General features: G+C 70.9%; 14 protein-coding genes and 2 pseudogenes. 12 read left to right on the top strand and 4 right to left on the bottom strand.

Going from position 1 to position 17,972, the window contains the following annotated elements; all coding sequences use genetic code 11:
* Positions 1-205: 205 nt before the first annotated feature.
* From RM812_RS37875 to RM812_RS37850, 6 genes and pseudogenes are all read left to right on the top strand, one after another.
* Positions 206-1,042, top strand: a complete 837-nt coding sequence (locus RM812_RS37875) for a TnsA-like heteromeric transposase endonuclease subunit (protein WP_311584659.1) — start codon at positions 206-208, stop codon at positions 1,040-1,042.
* 342 nt (positions 1,043-1,384) lie between these two features.
* Entirely contained in the window at positions 1,385-3,142 is a 1,758-nt protein-coding gene (locus RM812_RS37870; RefSeq protein ID WP_311584653.1) for a transposase, read from the top strand.
* Positions 3,143-3,646: 504 nt separating this feature from the next.
* Positions 3,647-4,042 carry a hypothetical protein gene (locus tag RM812_RS37865; RefSeq protein ID WP_311584650.1) on the top strand — a complete coding sequence of 132 codons (396 nt, stop codon included), beginning with the start codon at positions 3,647-3,649 and terminating at the stop codon, positions 4,040-4,042.
* A gap of 535 nt (positions 4,043-4,577) precedes the next feature.
* Positions 4,578-6,047, top strand: coding sequence for an NUDIX hydrolase (locus RM812_RS37860; RefSeq protein WP_311584646.1), 1,470 nt, complete (start codon positions 4,578-4,580; stop codon positions 6,045-6,047).
* Positions 6,048-6,153: 106 nt separating this feature from the next.
* A pseudogene (locus RM812_RS37855) lies at positions 6,154-7,344 on the top strand (MFS transporter); the annotation flags it as partial.
* 334 nt (positions 7,345-7,678) lie between these two features.
* Positions 7,679-8,305: pseudogene (locus RM812_RS37850) on the top strand (protein-L-isoaspartate O-methyltransferase family protein); the annotation flags it as partial.
* A gap of 114 nt (positions 8,306-8,419) precedes the next feature.
* On the opposite strand, the gene RM812_RS37845 reads toward RM812_RS37850, so the two are convergent.
* Positions 8,420-9,058 carry a TetR/AcrR family transcriptional regulator gene (locus RM812_RS37845; protein ID WP_311584643.1) on the bottom strand — a complete coding sequence of 213 codons (639 nt, stop codon included), beginning with the start codon at positions 9,056-9,058 and terminating at the stop codon, positions 8,420-8,422.
* Positions 9,059-9,208: 150 nt separating this feature from the next.
* Between RM812_RS37845 and RM812_RS37840 the strand changes: the two genes are divergently transcribed.
* From RM812_RS37840 to RM812_RS37830, 3 genes are all read left to right on the top strand, one after another.
* Positions 9,209-10,690, top strand: coding sequence for an APC family permease (locus RM812_RS37840; protein ID WP_311584640.1), 1,482 nt, complete (start codon positions 9,209-9,211; stop codon positions 10,688-10,690).
* A complete protein-coding gene (locus RM812_RS37835) occupies positions 10,690-11,790 on the top strand; it encodes an alcohol dehydrogenase catalytic domain-containing protein (RefSeq protein WP_311584637.1) in 1,101 nt (366 codons plus the stop codon). The genes RM812_RS37840 and RM812_RS37835 overlap by 1 nt, the downstream gene beginning before the upstream one ends.
* A gap of 105 nt (positions 11,791-11,895) precedes the next feature.
* Positions 11,896-13,230 carry an NAD-dependent succinate-semialdehyde dehydrogenase gene (locus RM812_RS37830; protein ID WP_311584634.1) on the top strand — a complete coding sequence of 445 codons (1,335 nt, stop codon included), beginning with the start codon at positions 11,896-11,898 and terminating at the stop codon, positions 13,228-13,230.
* Positions 13,231-13,605: 375 nt separating this feature from the next.
* Here the strand turns inward: RM812_RS37830 and RM812_RS37825 are convergent, their stop codons facing one another.
* Entirely contained in the window at positions 13,606-13,884 is a 279-nt protein-coding gene (locus RM812_RS37825; RefSeq protein ID WP_311584631.1) for a hypothetical protein, read from the bottom strand.
* On the opposite strand from RM812_RS37825, the gene RM812_RS43180 reads away from it, so the two are divergent.
* Both RM812_RS43180 and RM812_RS37820 read left to right on the top strand, forming a co-directional pair.
* Complete coding sequence (locus RM812_RS43180) at positions 13,874-14,023, top strand: ALF repeat-containing protein (protein ID WP_394816575.1); 150 nt, start codon at positions 13,874-13,876, stop codon at positions 14,021-14,023. The two genes, RM812_RS37825 and RM812_RS43180, sit on opposite strands and share 11 nt — an antisense overlap.
* Entirely contained in the window at positions 14,020-14,343 is a 324-nt protein-coding gene (locus RM812_RS37820) for an ALF repeat-containing protein (RefSeq protein ID WP_311584628.1), read from the top strand. Before RM812_RS43180 ends, RM812_RS37820 begins: the two co-directional genes overlap by 4 nt.
* A 63-nt stretch (positions 14,344-14,406) precedes the next feature.
* On the opposite strand, the gene RM812_RS37815 is transcribed toward RM812_RS37820, so the two are convergent.
* The gene (locus RM812_RS37815) at positions 14,407-15,174 is read right to left on the bottom strand and encodes an IclR family transcriptional regulator (protein WP_311584624.1); all 768 of its coding nucleotides are present in this window, start codon (positions 15,172-15,174) and stop codon (positions 14,407-14,409) included.
* Positions 15,175-15,329: 155 nt separating this feature from the next.
* Here RM812_RS37815 and RM812_RS37810 point away from each other — a divergent pair, with 155 nt between their 5' ends.
* Positions 15,330-16,259: an alpha/beta fold hydrolase gene (locus tag RM812_RS37810; RefSeq protein WP_311584621.1), complete on the top strand. Its 930-nt coding sequence runs from the start codon at positions 15,330-15,332 to the stop codon at positions 16,257-16,259.
* A gap of 1,048 nt (positions 16,260-17,307) precedes the next feature.
* Here RM812_RS37810 and RM812_RS37805 read toward each other — a convergent pair.
* Positions 17,308-17,733, bottom strand: a complete 426-nt coding sequence (locus tag RM812_RS37805) for a transposase family protein (RefSeq protein ID WP_311584618.1) — start codon at positions 17,731-17,733, stop codon at positions 17,308-17,310.
* Positions 17,734-17,972 lie beyond the last annotated feature (239 nt).

Here is a 17,972-nt window from a genome sequence, read left to right as displayed (position 1 = left end):
GACAACGACCCTCACCAAGAAAACGACATCCCCACAAACCCACCCACCCCAACTACCAGCAAAAACGCCTCACACACCCAGTGCAAACAACTGACGCCACCCACTGAAAACCACACGACGCCCATCAATCAATGGGAGTGGTAGCAGAGGCAAGAGGTGTGTCGGGGCTGGTCAGAGGGTGCTTCACCGCATCGTGTGGCTCGGTATGTCTGCGCGCTGCGCAGGTTGGCCGAGCCGTTCTTCAATAGGCGGAAGGGCGGCTTGCGTGCGGTGGGCCACTGGGTTCGGCAGAGGGGGCAGGGTGCATCTGCGCCATGTGGACGTGCGGTTCGTCGGGCCGGACGGGGTCATGGTCCAAAGGCCGTGGCGGACAGCGGTCGGGGAGCTGCGCCTCATGGAATGCCCGATGGTGCGTGGTTTCTCGCTACGGCGAGGGCGGCGGTTAGCTCCGGGGTGGTGGTGGTCAGCGACCACGGGCCGTCTCGTGGGGTACGGGAGCGCGGCTATGCGGGACGCGGTCATGATGCTGGATCAGGACCCGCAGGTGAGGGGCCTGGTGAGCCGTCCCGTGGAGTTTGTGTGGGAGGAGCGGGGACGGATGGTCACCCACGTCCCTGACCTGGCCGTGGGCATGGCTGACGGTGGCATCCGTCTTGTGGAGTGTCCTGGGAGCGGCGGGCCGTCCGCACGGCTCCTCGGCCGTGCGCGGGTGGTCGGGGCGTGTGCTCGGGAGGCGGGGTGGGAGCACCGGTTCTCGGATACGAGGGATCCGGTGGTCATGGCCAATGGGCGCTGGCTGTCGGCCTACCGGCATCCCCGGTGTTCCGTGGGTATTCCCGCGGCCCGGCTGCGCAGGGCCTTCGCCCGGCCCACCGCGCTGGGTGAGGGTGCGCTCCGGCTCGGGGACCCGATCGCGACGCTGCCGGCCGTCTACCACGGGCTCTGGAACGGCCTGCTGAACATGGCCTGGGGCCGTCCCCTGAGCGAGGAGACCCTCGTGGCCGCTGTGCCGGCCGGGCAGCGGAAGCAGCCGGAGCGGTGAAGCGCCCGGCAGGCGTCGTCGAAGTCGGGGACCGGATCCGGTTCGACGGTAACGTCCACGTCCTGGCCGGTCTGGACGGGCCGCGCTGCCGACTGGTCGCCGAGGAGGGCCGCAGGGGTACAGGTTCTGCTGCTCACCCAGGTAGTCGGTGCGCGGGATTTCGCCGTCCTGGACACCCGCCGACCGGGACGGCCGCGTGATCCGGTACACGGCCCGCTGGATGGGCTTGACTCTGCGGTCCGGGAGAAGGCCCTGGCCTGGGAGCGGCACATCCTGGAGGTCGAGACCGGCCTCATCGGCCCTCACCAGGACGGGTCGCCCCGGCCCGGCTACGACCCAGCCGTGTACGGGTTTGCCGAGCGGGAGGCGGCCAAGGCCGCCGAGCTGACCGCGGCCGGGGAGCAGGTCAGCGTGGCCACCGTACGCCGGATGCGAGCCCGCTACCGCGAGCAGGGAGTATGGGGTCTCGTCGACGGCCGGCTGAAACGGGAGCGGTCCGCGTTCGGGCGGGCCGATCCGCGGGTGGTGGCCGCGATCAAGCGGGCGCTGGAGCAGCAGCAGGGACGTTCGACGGGAACGTTGAGCCGACTGCGGCGCCAGGTGGGGTGGCTATTGGAAGACGCCCATGGGCCCGGAGCTGTGGCGGTGCCGCCGGTGGCCACGTTCAACCGGCTGGTGCGGTCCATCGCCGAGCAGGAACAGCTCGCGTTGACAGCCGCTGGCCAGCGGCGGCGGGCATCTCGGCCGGTGCCGGTATTCACCCTGACCGTCGCGACGCTGCCAGGGGAGCTGGTGATGATGGACAGCACCCTGCTGGACGTGATGGTCGTGTGCGAGGACGGCCAGGCGCGACGGCCGGAGCTGACAATGGCCGTGGACGTAGCAACCCGCAGCATCACCGCGGCCGTCCTACGCCCGAAAGGCACCAAGGCAGTGGACGCGGCCCTGCTGCTGGCACAGACACTGGTGCCGCAGCCGACGCGGCCCGACTGGCCCGAGTACCTGTCCATGGCCGCTTCCGTCATCCCCTATACCCGGCTCGCCACCATCGACGCCCGCATGCAGCAGGCCGCGGCCAGGCCGGTGATCAGGCCGTCGACCGTCGTCATCGACCAGGGCAAGGTGTTCGTCTCCCGCTGCTTCCTCGCCGCCGCCGAGCACCTGGGAATCACAGTCCAGCCGTGTCCCCCGGCGTCCGGGCACGCCAAGGGGCATGTGGAGCGCGGCTTCGGAGCGATCGGCACACTGTTCGCGCAGTACGTCGCCGGCTACACCGGAAACCACCTCGCAGCGCGCGGCAGCAGCGTGGAAGACGAAGCGTGCTGGACGCTGCCCCAGCTGCAGGATCTGCTGGACGAGTGGATCATCTGCGGGTGGCAGGAACGACGTCACGAGCGGCTACGGCACCCACTCATGCCCCGCCTGACACTCACCCCCAACGAGATGTGGGCCGCGCTCACCGGCATGGCCGGACACGTACCCGTCCCCCTGGCCGGAGCCGACTGGATTGAACTGCTGCCCTCCCGCAGGTGCTCGATCACAGACGAAGGCATCCGGTTCGAGCACCGCACCTACGACGGCCCCGCACTCAACGGACACCAGCACCCCTCCACCGCCTCGGACGGCAAATGGGAGGTCCACCACAACCCCTACGAGCCAGGGCGGTGCTGGGTAAGGCTCCCCGACGGCTGGGCACAGGTCGCCTGGATCCATCAAGGGCTGGTATCCAAGCCGTTCACCGACACCACCTGGCGGCACATCCGCAGCGTGGTCACCCGGCGTACGGGCCGGGCGGAACACGAAGAACACCTCGCCCGTCACCTGGACGAACTCCTACGCCGCGCCCACACGGGACACCCAGGCGCCGGAACCTCCAGCAGGGCCGGTAGCGCCGCCAGGCTCGCCAGCGCCCCAGGCCAGCGCGCAGGAGCCAAGCCCGCACGGCGACGGAGGGCAGACACGGACCTGCCGGACGAGCCTGCCGAGCAGCTCCCGCCCGCGGACGAGAACACCTGCCCCACCTCGGACACCCCCGGTGCCGCAGCACCGGCCGAGGCCTGGAACATCTTCGACGCGCATCAGGAGGGGCAGCAGTGGTGACGCCCGCCGACCAGGAAACGCACGACGATCCGTACGCGTCACCGACAACCTGGCGTGAATGGACACGGTTCGTCGACACCGAACCACCATGCCTGCCCGCGACCGGCCCGTGGAGTGCCAAGGAACGCCTCGACTACCACTCCCGATTCGTGATCCTGTCCACCCCCACCATGGCCAAGATCTCCCTCACCCTGCGCCGGCTCATGATCCTCAACCGGCGGCACAACGGCACCGCTCGCCGAGGACTGCTGATCTCCGGCCCGGAGGGCGCCGATATCGCCGTCCTTACCGAGGTGTCCTCCACCCAGGGCGGCGACGCCCTCGTCGCCGCGCTCGCCGAGCGCGGGTATGCCACCGTGACCGCCCCCCAGCCGTCCACGCCCGACTACCGCACGGTCATTGCCTGCCGCACCAGTGCCGTCCGGACCGTCCCCAGCCCGGTCACCGTCACCCCCCCATCGCGCCCCGGCGGCCCGTGTCACCATCGGCGGCCACGACATCGGAGTGCTGGCCCTGTACGTGCCCTCCCGCGGTCCGAAGGACCAGCGCAATGTCGCCAAGCGTGCCTTCCAGGAGGCGGTCACCGAGAGCCTGCCACAGCTGCTCGCCGCCTTCCCGGGCATGCCCGTCACCGTGGCCGGGGACCTCAACGTCATCGAGCGCGGCCACCAGCCCCCGCACAAGGTGTCCGGCGACTGGGAGTACGACTTCTATGACTCGTTCCAGGCCGGCGGTCTCACCGACGCCTTCCGCCACCTCCACCCCGACGGGGTCGCCCACCTTCCTGGTTCGGGCGCAGCGGCAACGGCTTCCGCTTCGACCACCTCTTCGTCTCCACACTCCACGCCGAGCGCGTCCTGGACTGCGGCTACCACCAGGAAGCCCGCGAAGCGGGGGTGACCGACCACGCGGTCATGACGCTGCGCCTGGGCCTGCCGTCCACCCCGGGTGAACAGGGCGAAGCCCCAGCGACGGGGGCTGGCTGACAGCCGACCGCCGCGGCCACCGAACGTCGGCGTTTCGGCCAACCTCCCCCGAGCCGCGAGTCCTTGCGCGGCAAGGGTCGATGCACTGTGCACCCTCGGGAAGCCGCTGAATCACAGGGCGCACAACGCGTCCGAAAGGAACAGGTGCTCGAAAACGTGCGGCGTCGTTGAGCACGGCGACGCCACCGCCACGTCTACGAGAGGGGAACACATTGACGCCAGTCGAACCAGGCGGCGCCAAGACCCACGAGGAGCTGATCTCCCGTAAGCGCGGACTGTCCCAGGCCATGTTCACCGCCGTCGCCCCCCGTACGGAATCGCACCGTCGACCGGCGGCGTGCCCGGCCCCCGAGGCGCCAAGCCGTCCGGCAACGGAACGGCGAGCTGAACCACTGGAGCTTCTTTCCCCCGCCTGCCCGCCCCCTGACATCGAAGGCGAGACGACGCCCATGCCACCCAGCTCCACCGCGATCCGCAGGACCGTCGAGGCGTACCTCGGCCGGCACCCCGGCGAGCGTGACGCCCTGGCCGAGCTCCTCGCCGCGCTGGACCGGCCCGGCGACGCGACCGCCCGGACGGCGCTGCCCGGGCACGTCACGTGCAGCGCCGTCGTCATCGACCGGCAGGGCCGGGTCCTGCACATCCGGCACCGGGCCACCGGCGGTCTCATGCTCGCCCCCGGCGGCCACATCGAGCCCGGGGACCGCACACTGCTCGCCGCGGCGCTGCGCGAGGTGGCCGAGGAAGCCGGGATCCCGCCGGGCACCCTGTGTCTGACCCGGCAGCTGCTCGGTGCTCCGATCGACATCGACGTCCGCGACATCGACGCCAGCCCTTCCAAGGGGGAATTGGCCCACCGCCACTACGACGTCCGCTACGTCTTCTACCTCGCCGGCGAGGAGCCGCCTGAGGTCGCGCTGCAGGACAAGGAGGTCTCCGGCGCCCAGTGGCTCCCGCAGCCGGAGGTCACCTCGCCGACACTGCGCGCGAAGCTCCTCGCGGCGGGCTTGGACGGCAGGCCGGAGCCGGTGAACGCTTCCGCACTGATCCACGACGGGCACGGCCGGTACCTGCTTCATCTGCGTGACCACAAGCCCGGCGTCATCTGGGAGTCGGGGGCGTTCGCCCTTCTCGGCGGCGGCCGCACGCACGACGACCAGAGCCTTGAGGGCACGCTGCTGCGGGAGTTGTCCGAGGAGGTGCCCGACCTCCGCCTCGAGGATGTGAAGCCCTACGCCGTGGAGGCCGCGACCAGCATCGACGGCCTCAGCGTCCCGGTCCAGGTTTTCGCCGGCCGGTGGCGCGGCAACCCCGACCGGCTCGCGCTGCACGAGGGTGTGCTGCTGCGCTGGTTCACGCCTGACGAACTGGACCGGCTGCGCCTGAGCCCCGCCACCCGGGACCTGATTCGCCGGCATGCGGCCGAGAACCCCCCGGACAACCAGCCGGCCGCGGCTCCGCCCGTGTGGGACGGGGGCAGCCGGGTGGTGCTGAACGGCGTCGGAGTCCACCTCCATCTCGAAGACGCCGAAGGCCGGGTGCTTCTCGGCCTGCGTCACCCCGACTCGAAATACGCGGGTGGCACCTGGCACTACCTCGCCGGGCGGTGTGAGCAGGAGTCCGCCCTCGCGTGCCTGATCCGCGAAGCGTGGGAGGAAGCAGGGCTGGTCATCGACCCCGCCGACGTGGAGCTCGTGCACGTCGTCCACGTCGTCGACACCCCGGGCAGCCTGCCCCTGATGCAGCTCGTTTTCCGAGCCCGCCGGTGGGAGGGCACCCCCGAGGTGCGCGAGTCCGACAAGTGCCTGACCTGGCAGTGGTGGCCGCGGGACGAGCTGCCGGACCCGATCGTCTCCTACACCCGCACGGCCATCACCGCGATCGCCGAAGGCAGCCCCTATTCTCAGCTGGGCTGGTGAGCAGGGTGAGCACACCCACCGGTAGCGGCCCCGGCCAGCGGACCCAGGCCGGGCCCAGGTACGTGCTGCGGGGGCTCCTGGCGGAGCCGAGGGAGGTGCCTGCCCCGTGCCGCCCTGCACTGAGCCCCTCTCCGCCGCCGGCACCTCGCTGTGGCGGCACCGGGACTTCCGCCGGTACCTGACCGGCCAGGCCGCGAGCGTGGCCGGCAGCTCGATCACGCAGATGGCGCTGCCGGTACTGGCCGTGCTCCACCTGGACGCGAGCACCGCCCAGGTCGCCTGGCTGGCGTTCCTCGGACAGCTCCCTCCCGCGCTGCTCGCCCTGCACGCCGGCGCGCTCGCCGACCGGCACTCCAAGCGCCGACAGATGATCACCGGTGACCTGGTGAGCGCGACGGTGCTCGCCACCGTGCCGGTCTCGGCCGCGCTGGGCACCCTCACCCTCACGCAGCTCATGATCGTCGCCGTGGTGCAGGGAGCGCCGAGCGTGCTCCACGACGCGGCGGCCATCAGCCTGTTGCCCAGCCTCGTCGACCGGTCCTTGATCCAGCGGAGCAACAGCCGGGTCGGCGCGCTGTTCGCGGTCGCCGCGACCGCCGGAAGCCACCTCGGCGCCGCGCTGACCGCGCTGCTCGGGCCCGCCCGGGCCCTGCTCGGCGACATCGCCTCCTACCTGATCAGCGCCGTGTGGACCGCCCGCATTCAGGCCGCCGAACCCGCCCGCGCACGCCCGGAGACCCGCCGGCTGCGCAGCGAGATCGGCGAGGGCCTGCGGTACGTGCGCGGCGATGACCGGCTGCGGACCCTGACCCTGGTCAACGCCACGACCTCGTTCGCCCTCGGGCTGCCCAACACCCTCTGGGCCCTCTACCTGTTGAGGTCCCTGGCGATGAGCGCGACCGCGTTCGGCGTGGTGCTGGGCCTCGGCGCGCTGGGCGCGGCCGCCGGAGCGCTCATCGCCCCGGCGTTGGCCCGCCGGTGCGGGCCTGGGCCGATGATGCTGACCGCGCTCGCGATCACCCCGCTCACCCAGCTCCCGCTGCTGCTCGCCTCCCCCGGCCTTGCCTGGCAGATCACGATCGGTGCGGCGCTCTTCCTGCAGCTCGCCTGCGCCGGTGCCGCGGGCACCACCCAGCGATCCATCCGCCAGATCGTCACCGCGGCCGGGATGCAGGCGCGGATGCAGGCGGTGAGCACCTGGCTGACGTCCGGCGCCCGGCCCGTGGCCGCGCTCCTCGCCGGCGCCTTGGGCACGTGGATCGGTGTCCGGCCCGCCCTGACTTTCGGGACCCTCCTGCTCCTGATCCCGCTCGTCGTCCTCGCCCGCTCCCCCGATCCGCGCCCTACGGAAAATGCCGGACCCCCGCCGCCCCTCTGCCGTCGCCGCCCGCAGCCCGGACGTCCCCTCCCGCCGTGCCCACTCCAGCGTGCACGGATGACGCACGGCACGACCGCGCACTCGGAAGCGATGCCTCGTGAACAAGGTGCCGAACTCGGCGGCGATTCCCGCTGCTCCCCCACCCGACCCCCTGGAGTGCACCGTGCTGAGCGACCCCACTGCGCCCGCCGCGCCCCTCCTTCCGGCGCAGCCCGCCGGCGACACCTCCGGGGCTGTGGCGGCCCGGGCGGCGATGACCGCCCGGCTCGAGGAAAGCGGAGCGCCCGGCCCCGGACCGGTGCGAGAGGCCCTGCTCGCGCTGCCGCGCCAGATCCTGATGCCCCAGGCGTACGTGCGGCGCAGCGCCCCCGACGAGACGCCGCCACGCTGGGATCTGCTCGACTTCTCCCGTCCGGCCGACCGGGAGGAGCTGCTGAAGCGCCTGCACAGCGGGGACAGCGTCGCGATCCAGCACGACGGCGAGCCGATCCTCGGCCGCGGTCCCGTGCCGCGCCGCGGGGGCGTGCTGACCGCCATGTCGAGCACGATGAGCCTGACCGCGGACCTGCTGCAGCAGCCGGACCTGCGGCCCGGCCAGCGGGTGCTGGATGTGGGGACCGGCGCCGGGGTGACCGCGTCGGCGGCCTGCTTCGTGTGCGGCGACGAGGGCGTCGTCACCCTCGACATCGACCCGCACGTCACCGCGGCCGCCCGCGAACGGCTGTCCGCCCTCGGCTACCGGCCGGCCACGGTGACCGGGGACGGCACCACCGGCTGGGCCACCGGTGGCCCCTGCGACCGGATCTTCGTCTCCTTCGCCGTCCGCTACGTGCCGCAGACCCTGGTGGAGCAGCTGGCGCCGGGCGGGCGCGCGCTGATGACGCTCGGGACGTCGTCGCCGTCGTGGCCGGGCTTGGCCGTGATCGAAAGACGACGCCCGATCCGCCGGCAGCGGTGCGGCACCGGCGGCTTCCCGGCGTCCCCGCCGGACGTGTCAGGGCATTCGCAGGCCACCGACCGGCAGGCCCAGTTGAGCTTCCGCGAGCGTACGGGCAAGGTCGGCGAGGGGCTCCATGCGCTGCTCGGCGCTGGTGTTGATGTACGCGCTGGCTCCGTCGACGACGGCGAGGATGCGTACGGCGGCCGCCCACGGATCTTCGCAGTGGAAGGCCCGCTCCTTCACGCCCTGCGTGATGATCTGCTCGATGCGGCGGCACCAGCGCAGTTCCTGGCTGACGACCTGGTCGTGGAGCACGGGGCGGTAGCGGGACAGGTGCCGCGCGTTGAGCCAGAGCTTGCTGATGTTGTCGAACTCGGCGCCCGAGATCAGGGCGAAGAAGCGCTGGAGGGCGCGCAGGGGGCCGTAGCCGTCGGGCTCGGCCTCCGCCTCGGGCAGCAGGCCGTCCAGCTCTGCCGTGGTGGCGCTGGTGAACGCCTCGGCCACGAGCTCCTCGATCACGGGAAAGTAGTGGTGGATGAGTCCGGACTGGACTCCGAGGCCGTCGGCGATCCGCTGCCGGGTGACGCACTCCAGGCCTTCCTCGAGCCCGACCTGCGCGGCCGCTGCCACGATCTCGCGGCGGCGCTCGGCCGCCGTTTTGCGGACTTGCTTCCCAGAACCCCTTGACGTCATGGCGCTGATGCTATTGGCTGTGCAGCCAAATAACAATTGGCTCTACAGCCAATAGATGGTCGCCGCTCGTACACGGCAAGCCGGCGGCCGACCTCCACCATGTGAGCGCCGCCGCCGGACGCGCGCCCGTAGCAATGCCAGGAGACGAACGTGGACCACAACCGCGCCGATGCCGGTGATCTGGCTGAATACGGCTACGAACAGGAACTCAAACGCACTCTGTCCGCGTGGGCCGTGTTCGCCCTCGGTTTCGCGACGATCTCCCCGGTGGTCGGCATCTACGCCGTCGTCCAGCTGGGGTTCGTCTTCGCCGGTCCCGCATGGATCTGGGCGGTCGTCATCGCCTTTCTGGGGCAGCTGCTGGTCGCCACGGTCTACGCCGAGCTCTCCTCGCAGTTCCCCATCACCGGCGGCGTCTACCAGTGGGTCCGCCGGCTGGGCGGACCACGGCTGGGCTGGCTGGTGGGCTGGATCTATCTCGCCTCGGCCGTCGCTTCCCTGACCACCGTGGCCTACCTCGGTTCCAGCTGGCTGCACATGCTCTTCAGCGACTCGGCGCTGTCACCGGTGGCCCATGTGCTGCTCGGGGTGGTCTTCATCGCCGTGGCACTGGGAATCAATCTGCTCGGCGTCGATCCGGTCAAACACTTCCTCAACGCGGGCATCGTCGCCGAAGGTGTTGCCTCCATCGCCGTCAGCGTGTTCCTGCTGCTCTTCGCACGCCACCACGGCTTCGGCATCCTGTTCGACACCATGGGCGCGGAGTCCGCCTCGGGCGGGTCCGTCGCGGCCGGGTTCGTGACGTGTCTGGCCGTGGCCGGCTGGGCCTACCTGGGGTTCGACGCGACCACGCAGGTCGCCGAGGAGACCGAGCAGCCGCGGCGCAGCGTTCCCCGGGCTCTGCTGCGGTCGTACGTGTTCGTGGCGTTCACGGTGATGCTGACGTCGATCGCGGTGACGTTCGCGCTGCGCCGCCCTGAGGACGCCGTCTCCGGGATGACCGCGGACCCCGTCTTCGACGCGGTGACGCAGGGCCTGGGCGGCTGGAGCGAGAAGCCGTTCATCGTCGTCGTCCTGATCGCGTTCTTCGCCTGCGCCATCTCGATCCAGACCTATATCGGACGGGCCGTCTACGCCTTCGCGCGGGACCGGCAGCTGCCCTGCTCCGCCCAGCTCGCCAAGATCGGAGAGCGCCAGATCCCCTGGGTCTCGCTCACCGCAACGGCCGTCCTCGCCGGCCTCGGCCTCCTGCTCGGGCTCAACGGCAACGCGGCGGCCACGCTGATCTCCTTCGGATCCGGTGGCTTCTACTTCATCTTCCTGGCGGTCGCCCTCGTCGCGCTCTTCGCACGCCTCGGCGGCCGCTGGAATCCGGCGGCGGGCGAGTTCCGCCTGGGCCGGGCCGGCCTGGTGATCAACGTCCTCGCCGTGGTGTGGCTGCTGTTCGAGGCGGTCAACATCGCCTGGCCCCGCGCCGAACTCGCCCCGCCGTCAGGCAGCTGGATCCAGGTCTGGGCCGTGGTCCTGGTCTTCTCCGCGCTGCTCGTCGTCGGCCTGGCCTACGTCGCCATCGCCAAACCCCACACCCGGCTCTCCCCCAACCCGTCGACCGAAGAAGTTAAGGCTCTGTGATGTCCGCGCACTTTTCCCCCGCCGTCGCCTACGACCCCCTCGCAGGACTGCACACCCGTGAGATCTCCCACCGGCCCGCCGGACCGGGCGAGGTCGAGATCGACGTCCGCGCTGCCGGGGTGTGTCACTCCGATCTGCACATTCTGACGGGCGACTGGCCCAGCGACCGCCCCCTTGTACTGGGCCACGAGGCCGCCGGTGTGGTCACGAACGTAGGCGAAGGCGTCAGCGCGGTGAAGGCGGGCGACCACGTCGTCCTTTCCTGGTTCGCGCCCTGCCGCCGCTGCCGCAAGTGCCTGGCCGGCATGGCCTGGCTGTGCACCGGCACCCAGGCCGTGGCGAACACCCTGCCCGACGGCACGACACCCATCACCGACGCCCAGGGTGAGGAGGTCTGGCCCTACCTGGGTCTCGGCGCGTTCACGAGCCGGGTCGTCGTTCCCGAATCGGCCGCGGTCAAGGTCCCCGACGAGCTTCCGTTCGGCGTCGGAGCCCTCCTGGGCTGCTCCATCTCCACCGGCATCGGCGCGGTGATGAACACCGCCGGCGTGCGGCCGGGCGAGTCCGCGGTCGTCGTCGGCGCCGGAGGGGTGGGCCTGTCCGTGGTGATGGGCCTGCGTCTGGTGGGGGCCGACCCCATCATCGCCGTCGACCTCTCGCCCGAGCGTCTGGCCGCTGCCGAACGCTTCGGAGCGACCCACACGCTCGACGCCGCCACGACCGACGTGGCCGCCTGGTGCCAGGAGGAACTCGGCGGGGTCGACTACGCCTTCGAAGCCATCGGCAGCCCCAAGGTCATCGAGACCCTCCCGGGCATGCTCACCTCCGGCGGGTCAGCCGTCCTGGTCGGCATGGCCGCCGCCGACGCGACGGGCGCGTTCAACCTCTTCGACCTCGCTGATCAGGGAAAGCGCATCCTCGGCTGCAACTACGGCTCCAGCGTCGGCGCGATCGACATCCCGAAGCTGGCCCGCCTCTACCTGGCCGGCCGGCTGCCACTGGACGAGCTGATCGGCAACGTCCGCCCGCTCGATGAGGCAGCCGCCGCCTTCGAGGACCTCAAGTCTGCCGTCGGGGCCCGCACCATCCTCGAACCGTAGGACTCCGCAACTCCGACCCCGCGGCACACCCGGACGCGAGGCCGGCGCGGCACGCCTGCCACCGCTCCCCCTCACTTCCTGACTTCCTGACTTCCTGGAGCCCTGATGTACGCCGTCACCGATCCATCCACCGGCACGACCACGCAGACCTACCCGACCGCCACCGACGCCGAGGTGGCCGCGGCCGTCGACGCCGCGAGCGCGGCCACCGCCTGGGGACGAAGCACCTCTGTGGCCGAGCGTGCGGCGCTCCTGCGCCGGCTCGGGGATCTGCACGCCGAGCACCGCGCGGAACTGGCGGCAGGCATCGTGCGCGAGATGGGCAAGCCGCTCGACGAAGCGGAGGGCGAGATCGACTTCTGCATCGACATCTACCGCTACTACGCCGACCACGCCGAGGAGTTCCTCGCCGACGAGGAGCTCTCCGTCGCCTCCGGCCCCGGCCGCGCCGTCATCCGGCGCAGCCCGGTGGGTGCCCTGCTCGGCATCATGCCGTGGAACTTCCCCGCCTACCAGGTCGCCCGGTTCGCCGCCCCGAACCTCGCCCTGGGCAACACCCTCGTCCTCAAGCACGCCCCACAGTGCCCAGCCACCGCAGCACTGCTCGAGCGGCTGGTCGCCGAGGCAGGCTTCCCGACCGGCGCGTACGTCAACGTGTATGCCACCAATGAGCAGATCGCCGAGGTGATCGCCGACCCGCGTGTCCACGGCGTGTCCCTGACCGGCTCGGAACGGGCCGGCGCCGCCGTCGCCGAGATCGCCGGGCGGCATCTGAAGAAGGTCGTTCTCGAACTCGGCGGCTCCGACCCGTTCATCGTGCTGTCCACCGACGACCTCGACTCCGTCGTGGACGCCGCCGTGTCCGCCCGCCTCGACAACACCGGCCAGGCCTGCAACGCCGCCAAGCGGTTCATCGTCACCTCCGATCTCTACGACACGTTCGTGGAGAAGTTCACCGCCGCGCTCCTCGCCCGCCAGTCCGGGGCTCCCTTGTCCTCGGTCGCTGCGGCCGATACCCTCGAGCGCCAGGTGGCCGCCGCCGTCGCGGAAGGCGCCACTCTGCACACCGAGGGCGAACGCAGCGGCGCCCACTTCCCGGCCGGGGTCCTCACCGGTCTCACCACCGAGCACGCCACGGCGCGCCAGGAGCTCTTCGGCCCGGTTGCCATGGTCTTCCGGGCGGCCGACGAGGAAGACGCGCTGCGGATCGCCAACGACACCCCGTACGGTCTCGGCTCGTACGTCTTCACCACGGACCCCGCACAGGCCGCCCGCGTCGCCGACGGCATCGAGGCCGGCATGGTGTTCGTCAACGGCGTCGGCGCCGAGGGCGCCGAGCTGCCCTTCGGCGGCATCAAGCGCTCCGGCTTCGGCCGCGAGTTGGGCCGCCCGGGCATCGAGGAGTTCGTCAACAAGAAGCTCATCCGCACGGTGGCGTAGGCAGCGGCGGGCCAGGGGCCGTGATCAGACCGCTGCCGGTGAGGTCCCGCAGCGACGGCGAGTTCCACTCGAAGGCGTGCAAGGCCGCCAACAGGCGCGGACGCCGACACTTCCGGAAGGCCGTGGACATCGGCCCGGCCTGCATCCGCGGCGTCGCCGACGAGCACGTGGTGCGCCACCCCGTGTACTCGGCCACGTTCACCGCCGCGACACGTCGTGCTCCCACGCCTGCCGTCAGACCGCGTACCGAGCGCGCCGCCGGGCGGTGCGGTACGCGAAGACGTCACGCGGGACGGCCCTGCTCCACGCCGACGACCAGCCTGACGCCCCAGAACTCACGGCCCCGGCCGGGAGAGCATCCCGGGCCCGGCACGCTCAGTCCGTACCGTCCTCGTCGGGCCCGGGCGCGTTCGGGTCGCGCAGAGGCCGCAGCCCCTCGCGCGGGGTGGAGCGGGTGAAGCTGTAGCGGCCCAGGTCTCCGCCATGAAGTGGCCACTGAGGTGCCCGCGCCTGCCCGTGGAGATGCGCATCTCGGGTGAGCCGCGCCCGCTGCGTGAGCTGCTGCGGCCTGGCGGCACGCTGATGGTGGTCGGTCTGGCCCGCGAGGCGAGCCTGCGGACCACGCGCGCGACGCAGCACCTTCGTGATCCGCACGACCGGGGCCTTGAACGCTCTGAAGTCCCGGGGCCCTTGGCTGCGGCAGGCTGCCGCCGACGCCCTCGGCGGCACCGACGCTGACATGGTGACGTTCCTGCGTACCGGCTGGGACACGGCCGTACAGAAACGGCCTTGACCAAGGCCCTTGGGGGCGACGCCAAGGCGGTCACCGACTTCTACACCACTGGCCAGTACGAGGCAGGCGCCACCGACATGGAGGTGGAAGTCTCCAAGATCGTCAACGACGGCGGCGTCAGCGTGAAGGAGGCCGGAAAGGCCGTGCTCGCCGACGGGAGCGGCAAGGCTCTGGCCGCCTTCCTCGCACACGGCCAGTATGTCGCCCGCACCATTGATGAAGAGGCTCAGGCCTCCAAGCTGGTCAACGACGGCGAGCCCGAGGTCAGGGCGGCAGCGAAGACCGCGCTGGCCGGCGCCGAGACCGCGCCTGCCTGGTGACGGGCACCGGGCCGGGGAGTTCCTGCTGGCGTGCGCCGGCCTGCTGCCCGGCGCAGGCGTGGTTCACGGGCTCGCGGCCCGGGAGATCGCCAGACTCGCCCTGCGCAGCGCCGTCACGGCCGCGGTACGGGGTCCGCCCTCGTCGGGTGCGACCAGCGACAACGCGCCCAGTGCGTCGCCGCGACGGCTCAGGATCGGGGCGGCGACGGTCGACATGGTGGTGGGCCCGGAGCGCAGTGGGTTGGGCATCGTCACGGCGCAGACGCCGTCGCTGCGAACGGTGGCCAGGAGTCGGCGGACGCAGGCCGCGTCGTTCGCGCCGGCCAGCGCTTCCTTCCGTATCCGCTCGGGAGCGTGCGCCAGCAGGGCGATGCCGATGCCGGTCCCGGTGAGGGGGAGGCGTCCGCCGACCCGGTACTTGACCGCCGCCGCGTCCCGTGCGGACAGCCGCTCCACCAGAACGGCCTCGTCACCGTCGCGCACGGCGAGGAGGATGTGCTGGCCGGTGACCCGGTGCAGCTCCTGCATGAACGGCAACGCGGCGGCGCGCAGTCCATGGCCGCGGGGTGCCAGCGAGGCGATCTCGAGCAGGTGCAGGCCGACGACGAAGTCGCCGTTGTCGAGGCGTTCGAGGGCTCCCACGTCCGTCAGCTGGGACGCGATCCGGGACGTGGTGCTCTTCGGAAGGCCCGCCCTGGCCGCGATTGTGTGAAGTGCCAGGCCCACGCCGGCCTCGGTGAAGGCACCCAGGACACGGAAGGCCCGCTCCAGGATCGGTTCGCCGTGCAACGGTCTGCCCGAGCGCGGGACTTGTACCGGTGTTCCACTCATCGGAATTGTCGGTGCGCGTCGTCTGCCACGGTTCGAACAATAGCTCGTGACGTGCCCACCCGGTGAGGGGGGGCGCCGGCTCTGATCACCGGCGCCGGGCCGCAGGAAGCGCCGTCCGCCCGTAACGACGGGCAGCACAGACCGAGGAGACCACAATGGTGACCGACCCCGCGCTGCGCGACGTCCACGTCCCGCACCTCTATCCCGAACGGCAGATCGATCTCGGCGAGATCACCATGAACTATGCCGAGGCCGGTGACCCGGATCGGCCCGCCGTGCTGCTGATCCCCGAGCAGACGGGATCCTGGTGGTCGTACGAGGAGGTGATGGGCCTCCTCGCGGAGCACTTCCACGTCTACGCCGTCGACCTGCGGGGCCAGGGGCGCAGCAGTTGGACCCCGAAGCGCTACAGCCTCGACAACTTCGGCAACGACCTGGTCCGGTTCATCGCTCTGGTGGTGAAGCGGCCCGTCGTCGTCGCGGGCAATTCCTCCGGCGGCGTCCTCGCGGCGTGGCTGTCGGCGTACTCCATGCCCGGTCAGCTCCGGGGCGTCCTGTGCGAGGACCCACCGCTCTTCGCGTCCGAACTCGTCCCGGCGCACGGTCACTCGGTCCGGCAGGCGGTGGGGCCGGTGTTCGACCTCTTCCGCACGTTTCTCGGCGACCAGTGGAGCGTGGGTGACTGGGAGGGGTTCTGCCGCGCGGCCGGAGTCTCGTCGTCGCCGATGGCGCGGTCCTTCGTGGCGGACGTGATCCCGCAGCACCTCAAGGAGTACGATCCGGAATGGGCCCGGGCCTTCTACGAGGGGACCGTCGGGCTGAACTGCCCGCACGAGCGCATGCTGGGCCAGGTCAAAACGCCGGTGCTCCTCACGCACCACGCGCACGGCACCGACCCGGAGACCGGGAACCTGCTCGGGGCGCTCTCCGACGAGCAGGCCGCGCAGGCCAGGCGTTTGATGAAGTCGGCGGGGGTGAAGGTCGACTACGAGTCAGTGCCGGACGCAACGCACATGATGCACCAGTCCGACCCGGCGCGGTACGCCGAGATCTTCACACGGTGGGCGGCCACGCTGGCCCGGTGACCGGGTGCTGCGCGGGCAGGCGCGGTCGGGCCGCAGGCCCGTAGCCAGGAGGATCGAGGTCTCGGACGGTTCACGCAGTCTGCATACCGAGCAGATTCATTCCGCCGACATGTCCACGACTGATATTGCCTATTTCCGGCAGGTAACGCCTCATCGCTCCGCCATTGCAATCCCCCTGCCCAACCCGCAGGCGGCGCGGCGAGCACAGTTCAAGGCGGTCAACGCCTATGAGTCTGGGGACCCGTACGATGAAATCATGAACAGCTGCCTCATCCACTGCCGGGCGATAGCCGAAGCCGGCGGCCTGCCGACTGCGGGCGTCCGAGAGTACGGTGCCCTGTTGGGGCTCTTGGCAGGGCCCCTTGCATGATCGAGATCTGTCCGGATTCATCCGGTGAGACCGAGGGCGGCCAGTGGCCTTCGCTAGTCGCGGGCGGTGCGGCGTAGGGCGGCGGCGATGTTGACGTGGCCCTCCTGGCGGTGGACGCCGATGGCGAGGTTGCGCAGGCCGGCCATGACCGGGGGAGGTGGCCGGCGCGGATCTTGGAGTCGTCCTCACGGAAAGTGCGGTCGCGGACGTGGTGCAGAAGGTTCTCGATCTTCCAGTGTCCTCTGATCCAGGCGGCGAGCTGGGTGCCGGTCACCGCGCCGGGCGGCAGGCTGGTGATCAGGTGGACACGCTCGATGGTGAGCTTTCCGCTGGTGAAGTCCTTCCTCCAGCGCACGACTTGGAGGGCCTGGCGAGCGTCGAGGTGGGCGAAGGCGGCCGTCTTCAGCCGCCGGATCTACAGACGGTGACAGGCCGGGGTGGTTGGCCTTGACTTGGGCAATGTAGTGGGCACCGCGCTCGCGCAGGTAGATGCCATGGGCGTGCTGGGTGTGCAGGGCGTCGGTGGTGATGACCGTGCCGGTCAGGTCGATGGTGTCCAGCGGGGGGCTGGAAGGCGGGGATCTCGTTGCCCTTGTCGGCGACTTGGCGCGGGGCCAGGACGTGGCTGCCGTGGTTCATCGCGGCGAGCAGGGTGACGTGTGGGGTGGTGGCGGTGCGTCAGCCCCGCAGGACCTTGCCGTCGACGGCGATCGCCCGCAGTCCGGGGCCGGCCGGGGCGGCGCGGGCAGCGCGGAAGGCCCCGATAGCCCGGTCCAGGGCGTCACCGTCGAGCTGGACGAGGAAGCGGCGCAAGGTGTGAGGGTGAGGGACGGACACGGTGCCGGTCAGTGGGTCGACGGGGAACCCGAGAGCCCGGCAGACCCACGCAGAGGCGTCGCTGATCCATTCCGTGATCGCGGCGAGCGAGCGGGCGCCGGCCATGATGCTTGCCGCGGCCGCGGTGACCAGAGCAGTCAGTCGGTAACGGCGGCCGCGGACGCCGCGCGGATCGGGTACCAGGTCCAGGAAGCCGGACCGAGCAATCACGTCCGCCAGTGGGACCGGCGCGGAAGTTTGGCCCAGTTGGGCCAGCGCGGTGGGCATAGGAGAAGATGAAAGGGCAGGCACGGACTCGCCAAGTGGTCATGGGACTTCGACACTCACATGATCACCGAGGCCGTGCCTACACTGCGTCTGCCCCTGCCCGAACCGGCACGGGGCCTTCCCCCGTGATGGTGGACACGCTTCGTTGATCACGCGGCGAGCGTGAGCTTAGCCGCGTGGTGTCGACGTTCGTATTCGGTGGGGCTGAGGTAGCCGTTGGCGGAGTGCCGACGGCGGGT

Source organism: Streptomyces lancefieldiae (assembly GCF_031845825.1).
Classification (GTDB): domain Bacteria; phylum Actinomycetota; class Actinomycetes; order Streptomycetales; family Streptomycetaceae; genus Streptomyces; species Streptomyces lancefieldiae.
Note: the sequence above shows the minus strand (reverse complement) of the source record. Positions and strands in the feature narration are given on the sequence as shown.